The sequence below is a fragment of the Streptomyces calidiresistens genome (assembly GCF_014141525.1).
Taxonomy (GTDB): domain Bacteria; phylum Actinomycetota; class Actinomycetes; order Streptomycetales; family Streptomycetaceae; genus Streptomyces; species Streptomyces calidiresistens.
On record NZ_VKHS01000297.1, the window covers coordinates 1 to 6,075 of the forward strand.

5 protein-coding genes and 1 pseudogene are annotated in these 6,075 nt (G+C 71.2%); 1 reads left to right on the top strand and 5 read right to left on the bottom strand.

The features are described from left to right. The first annotated feature begins 73 nt into the window (after positions 1 to 73). Entirely contained in the window at positions 74 to 1,216 is a 1,143-nt protein-coding gene (locus tag FOE67_RS13725; protein WP_182664053.1) for a glycoside hydrolase family 53 protein, read from the top strand. A gap of 160 nt (positions 1,217 to 1,376) precedes the next feature. Here FOE67_RS13725 and thpD read toward each other — a convergent pair whose 3' ends face one another. The 5 genes and pseudogenes from thpD to FOE67_RS13750 all read right to left on the bottom strand — a co-directional run. Next, a complete protein-coding gene (gene thpD / locus FOE67_RS13730) occupies positions 1,377 to 2,276 on the bottom strand; it encodes an ectoine hydroxylase (protein ID WP_182664055.1) in 900 nt (299 codons plus the stop codon). Beyond that, complete coding sequence (locus tag FOE67_RS13735; protein ID WP_143623457.1) at positions 2,273 to 2,683, bottom strand: ectoine synthase; 411 nt, start codon at positions 2,681 to 2,683, stop codon at positions 2,273 to 2,275. Before FOE67_RS13735 ends, thpD begins: the two co-directional genes overlap by 4 nt. 375 nt (positions 2,684 to 3,058) lie before the next feature. After that, on the bottom strand, positions 3,059 to 4,327 hold the full coding sequence (gene ectB, locus FOE67_RS13740; RefSeq protein WP_182664057.1) for a diaminobutyrate--2-oxoglutarate transaminase: 1,269 nt from the start codon (positions 4,325 to 4,327) through the stop codon (positions 3,059 to 3,061). An 86-nt stretch (positions 4,328 to 4,413) separates the two neighbouring features. After that, positions 4,414 to 4,965, bottom strand: coding sequence for a diaminobutyrate acetyltransferase (gene ectA, locus FOE67_RS13745; protein ID WP_182664059.1), 552 nt, complete (start codon positions 4,963 to 4,965; stop codon positions 4,414 to 4,416). A 584-nt stretch (positions 4,966 to 5,549) separates the two neighbouring features. After that, positions 5,550 to 6,075 (bottom strand): annotated as a pseudogene (locus FOE67_RS13750) (hypothetical protein); the annotation flags it as partial.

Below are 6,075 nucleotides of genomic sequence, written 5' to 3' on the forward strand. Positions count from 1 at the left end.
CCACCGCCACCGGCCCGCCGGGCCGCCCCGACCCGCCCGGTGATCACCGAGCGGACAACCGAAAGGACACGTGATGCGACGACGCACCGCACTGCGACTGGGTGCCGCGGGCCTGGCAGCCCCCGCCCTGGCCGCACACCTTCCCGGTACCGCGCTCGCCGCGCCCGGAGCCCCCGGCGTGCCGGCCCGACCCGCCCGCCGCCTCGACATCCGGGGCGTGGACATCTCCTCGCTCGCCAAGAGCGAGGACCTGGGCGGCGTCTACCGCGAGGCCAACGGCCGCCCGGGGGACCCGGTGGAGATCCTGCGCCGCGGGGGGTCCAACTGGGCCCGGCTGAAGGTCTGGGTCGATCCCGCCGACGGGTACAACACCGAGGAGCACGTCCTGCGGATCGCACGCCGCACGCACGCCGCCGGGATGCGACTGCTGGTGGACTTCCACTACTCCGACACCTGGGCCGATCCGGGCAAGCAGTTCAAACCGGCCGCCTGGACGAACCTCGACTTCCCCGGGCTGCGGGACGCCGTCCGCGCGCACACCACCGACGTCCTGGGCGCCCTGGTGGACCAGGGGACCCCCGCCGCGATGGTCCAGATCGGCAACGAACTCAACGGCGGCATGCTCTGGCCCGACGGCTCCCACGAGAACTGGCCGCGACTCGCCGAACTCCTCACCGCCGGGGCCGAGGCGGCCCGCGCCTCCACCCCCGGCATCCGGATCGCCCTGCACCTGGCCGACGGCGGCGACAACGGCCTGTACCGCTGGTGGTTCGACAACGCCGTGCGGTACGGCGTGCCCTTCGACGTCATCGCCCTGTCCTTCTACGGGTACTGGCACGGCACCCTGGCCGAGCTCTCCCACAACATGAACGACGTCAGCGCCCGCTACGACCGCGACGTGGTGGTCGTGGAGACCGCCTACCCCTTCCGGCTGGGCAGCGACGACGACCACGAGGACATCATCGACCTGCCCTCCGAACTGGTGGACGGCTACCCGGCGACCCCGGAGGGCCAGGTGGCCTGGATGCGGGACATCTGCGCCGCGGTGGCCGCCGTCCCGAACCGCCGGGGGCTGGGGGTCTTCTACTGGGAGCCCACCTGGATCGCGGTGCCGGGCAACGGCTGGGACCCGGACGACCCCTCCTCGGGCAACGCCTGGGAGAACCAGGCGTGGTTCGACTACTCCGGAAGGGCGTTGCCCGTCGTGCGCCGGTGAGCCCGGCGGATCATCCAACGGCCGGGGGCCGGGCCGCGCCGGCCCGCGCACGCGTCGGGGCCGGCCACCGCTCCCCGCACGGGGGGCGGTGGCCGGCCCCGGGTCCGTCGCCGGTGGGCGCCTCCGGAGCCGGAGGCGCCCACCGGCGTTCGACGGGTGCTCAGCGCACGGGGGTGAAGTCCCGGGCGCCGATGAACTCCGGACGCCGGATCGGAGCCGCGAAGGGCTCGACGGCCTTGTTCTCCACGCTGTTGAAGACGATGAAGACGTTGCTGCGCGGGTACGGGGTGATGTTGTCCCCCGAGCCGTGCATGCAGTTGCAGTCGAACCACACGGCCGACCCCGGCTTGCCGGTGAACAGGCGGATGCCGTGCTCGCCGGCCAGGCGGGTCAACGCCTCGTCCGAGGGCGTGCCCGCGTCCTGCATCTGCAGGGACTTCTTGTAGTTGTCCTTCGGGGTGGCGCCCGCGCAGCCGAGGAAGGTCTTGTGCGACCCCGGCATGATCATCAGGCCGCCATTGGTCTCGTAGTTCTCGGTCAGCGCGATCGAGACCGAGACCGTGCGCATGGCGGGCAGGCCGTCCTCGGCGTGCCAGGTCTCGAAGTCCGAGTGCCAGTAGAAGCCGCTCGCCCCGAAACCGGGCTTGACGTTGATCCGGGACTGGTGGACGTAGACGTCCGAGCCCAGGATCTGCCGCGCGCGTCCCACCACCCGCGGGTCGCGCACCAGTTTCGCGAAGACCTCGCTGATCCGGTGCACCTCGAACACCGAACGGATCTCCTGCGACTGCGGCTCGACGATGGAGCGCTCATCGGCGCGGATGGCGGGGTCGGAGACCAGGCGGTCCAACTCCGCCTTGTAGGTGCCGACCTCCTCGGGCTCGATCAGCCGGTCCACGGCGAGGAAGCCGTCCCGCTCGAAGCCCTCCAGATCGCCCGTGGAGATCGGCCCCTCGGCGTCGGGGGACGACCACACGACCGGGTCCTGCCGGGGGATCATCTCCTCGACGGCCCCCCGGGTCGGGTACCGGTCGGCGGTGCGGGCTGGTGCAGTGGTCATGATGCTGCCTCCTCCGGTTCGGTGAGCAGGGGGTACACCCCGTTCTCGTCGTGGTCCTCCCGTCCGGTGACGGGCGGGTTGAACACGCACAGGACACGGAAGTCCGTCTTGGGACGCAGGGTGTGCTTCTCGTGGCCGTCCAGCAGGTACATCGTGCCGGGGCGGATCCAGTGCTTCTCGCCCGTCTCGTCGTTGGTGAGCTCGGCCTCACCCTCCACGCAGAAGACCGCCTCGACGTGGTTGGCGTACCACATCGAGGTCTCCGTGCCCGCGTAGAGCACGGTCTCGTGGAAGGAGAAACCGACACCCTCCTTGGCCAGGATCAGGCGCTTGCTGCGCCAGGTCCCGGAGGCCGACTCCACGTCGCGATCGGTGCCCTCGATATCACTGATGGAACGGACAATCACGGTGTCGGTGTACCTCTCTGTATGTCCTGTCGCCCTCGGGCGACGGCCGGGAGCCTCCCCGTGCCCTCGGCGCGGGGACGGTCCCGGTTGATGGCCGCGACGCGGCGGTGCCGCCCCGCGGGATCCGGCGGTCCGCGCCGCCGGACGTCCTCGGTGGTGTTCCCCGACCGCCGGGACTCGATCCGGTCGGCCGGAAGGGGTGCCGGATCCGGGGTCCCGCCGCACGGGTTCCGGCGCCCCGGGTGCGTGTCGCGGGGCCGGTCGGACGATCACCGTCCCACCGGCCCCGTGACGGGGTGCCTACCCCGGTCCTCGCACGTCACGCCCGGTTTCCGCGAACGGCCGGGGTGATCCCCGGCGCGCCCGCCCCCGGAGTCAGGCGGTCTCGCGGACCGCCCGGTCCAGGATGCGCAGGCCCTCGTCCAGCTCCTCGGTGGTGATGGTCAGGGCCGGCAGGAGTTTGACGACCTCGCTCTGCGGGCCGGAGGTCTCCAGCAGCAGGCCCAGCTCGAAGGCGCGGGCGCAGATCGCCGAGGCCCGCGCCGGGTCGGCGAACTCCACGCCCCAGACCAGTCCGCGCCCCCGGTAGGAGGCGCCGGCGCCGGGGTTCTCCCGCACGATCGCGGCCAGCGCGGCTTCCACCCGCTCGCCGCGGGCCAGGGTCTGCTTCTCGGTCTGGTCGTCGCGCCAGTAGGCGTCCAGGGAGGCGGCGGCGGTGACGAAGGCCGGGTTGTTGCCCCGGAAGGTGCCGTTGTGCTCGCCCGGTTCCCAGACGTCCAGCTCGGGACGGAAGAGCGTGAGGGCCATCGGCAGGCCGTAGCCGCTGATGGACTTCGACAGGGTGATGATGTCCGGCACGATCCCCGCCTCCTCGAAGGAGAAGAAGGAGCCGGTGCGACCGCAACCCATCTGGATGTCGTCCACGATCAGCAGCATGTCGTGACGGCGGCACAGGTCGGCCAGAGCCCGCAGCCACTCGGGTCGGGCCACGTTGATGCCGCCCTCGCCCTGCACGGTCTCCACGATCACGGCGGCCGGCTGGTTCAGGCCCGACCCCGCGTCCTCCAGCAGCCGCTCGAACCAGATGAAGTCCGGGGTGCGGCCGTCGAGGTAGTCGTCGAAGGGCATCGGGGTGCCGTGCACCAGCGGGATGCCGGCGCCGGCCCGCTTGAACGCGTTGCCGGTCACCGCCAGGGCGCCCAGCGACATGCCGTGGAACGCGTTGGTGAAGGAGACGATCGCCTCCCGGCCCTTGATCTTGCGGGCCAGCTTCAGCGCGGCCTCCACGGCGTTGGTGCCGGTCGGCCCGGTGAACATGACCTTGTGGTCCATGTCGCGCGGCTCCAGGACCACCTCGCGGAAGGTCTCCAGGAAGGCGCGTTTGGCGGTGGTGGACATGTCCAGACCGTGCGTGATGCCGTCGCGCTCGAGGTAGTCCAGCAGGGCGCGTTTGAGGACCGGGTTGTTGTGTCCGTAGTTGAGGGAACCCGCGCCGGCGAAGAAGTCCAGGTAGCGGTGGCCGTCCTCGTCGAACAGCACGCTGCCGCGGGCGCGGTCGAAGACGGTGGGCCAGCCGCGGCAGTAGCTGCGCACCTCCGACTCCACGGACTCGAAAACGCTCAGGTCGGGCTGGGTGATGGTCACGCTGGTGTCTCCTCGCGGGAAGGATGGGGCGGGATGTACGGGATGTGCGGGATGTGCGGGGTGTCCGGGGGCGGACCGCGGACGCCTCAGGCGTCGTCGGTCGGGCCGGCGAGGGGGCCGATGCGGTACAGCACCTCGGGCTCGTGGCCGCTCTCGGGGAAGTCGGAGGCGGCGAACAGGACCTCCCGGTGGACCGGGGCGCCGTGTCGCTCGGCGAAGGCGGTGAACAGACGGTTGGAGGGGACGTTGTCCGGGGTCACGGTCGTCTCGACGGTGTCCACGCCGAACTCCGCCCGGGTCCGGGCCGTCAGGTGGTCGAGCATGGCGGCGGCCAGGCCGTGTCCGCGGTGCGCGGGGTCCACGGCGACCTGCCAGACCAGGAGGGTGGACGGCCGGCGGGGGCGCAGGTAGCCGGTGATGAATCCGGCGCACCCGCCGTCGTCCGAGCGGGCCACCAGGGACGTGGTCGCGTGGTCCCGGCACCACAGCAGGTAGCTGTAGGAGGAGTTGACATCGAGAACCCGGGAATCACGGGCCATGCGCCACAGGTCGGCACCGTCCTCGGTTTTCGGAACGTCGAAGGAAAATCCGTCGGGCGCGTCGGGAATTTCCACTCGGGCGATCTGTGCGGTGGTCATGTGAGTCGAATCTAGCCGGGCCCCGGAGGAATTGCATCCGTCGAAGGGGTTCACAAGAAGGCTCGGATATGGTAATGGAGCCCGGGTGGGAGTCGGGGAGAGATGTGCGTTTTGCCCGGTGGTTACCCCATAAAACGGGCGGCCCGTGGCGTCGGTCACATATATGTAACGATGGCGGAACACGGATGACCCCGAGTGCCTCACCGAAAAATTTAAAATTTTTTGGTTTGGAGGCGATAATCGGGGGAATCAGAAGGGGTTTTCCGGAGGGATTCCGCGGGGGTTCCCCGATCGATTTTCCGTTCGACCCTCCGGTCCCGGGCCCCGCTTCAGCGGGACTTCCGGGGCGGTTCCGGGGTACTTCCGGAAAAGAGGAGCCGTGGTGCCGCGGAATGTTTCCGGAGTTTCCGGGAACGGTGTGCGGTGGCGGGAGCCACGGATCCGGGGATCCCCGGGGGCGGTGCCCGTGCCATGGGAGCATAGGGGTTCGCCGGGTCGGCCGCACGGGGAACGCGGATCCCGGTGCGTCGCGGGCGGCACTCCGCGGCCCACGACGCCGTCGTCCGACCGGCCCCCGCACGGGCTCAGGCGAACCCGCCGCGGGCGGACACCTCCGCGCCGTCCCCGGTGACACCGCGAACGGTGAAGCGGTCGGCCCCGGCCCCGCGGCTCCCCTCCGGATGGGCGTACTGCGCGGCGAAGGTGTGCTCGCCGGCCGGTACCGCCGCCCCCTCCCGCAGTCGCCACCGGTAGACGAGCGCGTCGCCCTCCCGCGCCACGGTGGTCTCCCACTCGTCGGCGGGCAGCGTCGACCAGTTGCCGGTGGGGGAGGCGTCCCGCTCGGTCGACACCCGCACCTCCACGACGAGTTCGCGCAGCTCCCGCTCGGTGTCCAGGATGAGCAGGCTCTGCGACCAGTAGGAGTTCTCCGCCGCCGTCGGGTCGAGCAGGGCGCGCACCCCGAGGCCGTCGCTCTCCACGGACGCCGGGGGTTCCCCGGAGTCCGGGCCCCCGCCGTCCGGGACGCCGGGGACCCCACCGGCGGTCGTTCCGTCGCCGGCCCCGTCGCTTCCGCCCGCTCCGCCCCCGGGCTGTCTCTTATACACAATG

Coding starts and splice junctions, on each gene's coding strand:
- FOE67_RS13725 (WP_182664053.1), top strand. CDS start 74: ATGCGACGACGCACCGCACTGCGACTGGGTGCCGCGGGCCTGGCAGCC.
- thpD (WP_182664055.1), bottom strand. CDS start 2,276: ATGACCACTGCACCAGCCCGCACCGCCGACCGGTACCCGACCCGGGGG.
- ectA (WP_182664059.1), bottom strand. CDS start 4,965: ATGACCACCGCACAGATCGCCCGAGTGGAAATTCCCGACGCGCCCGAC.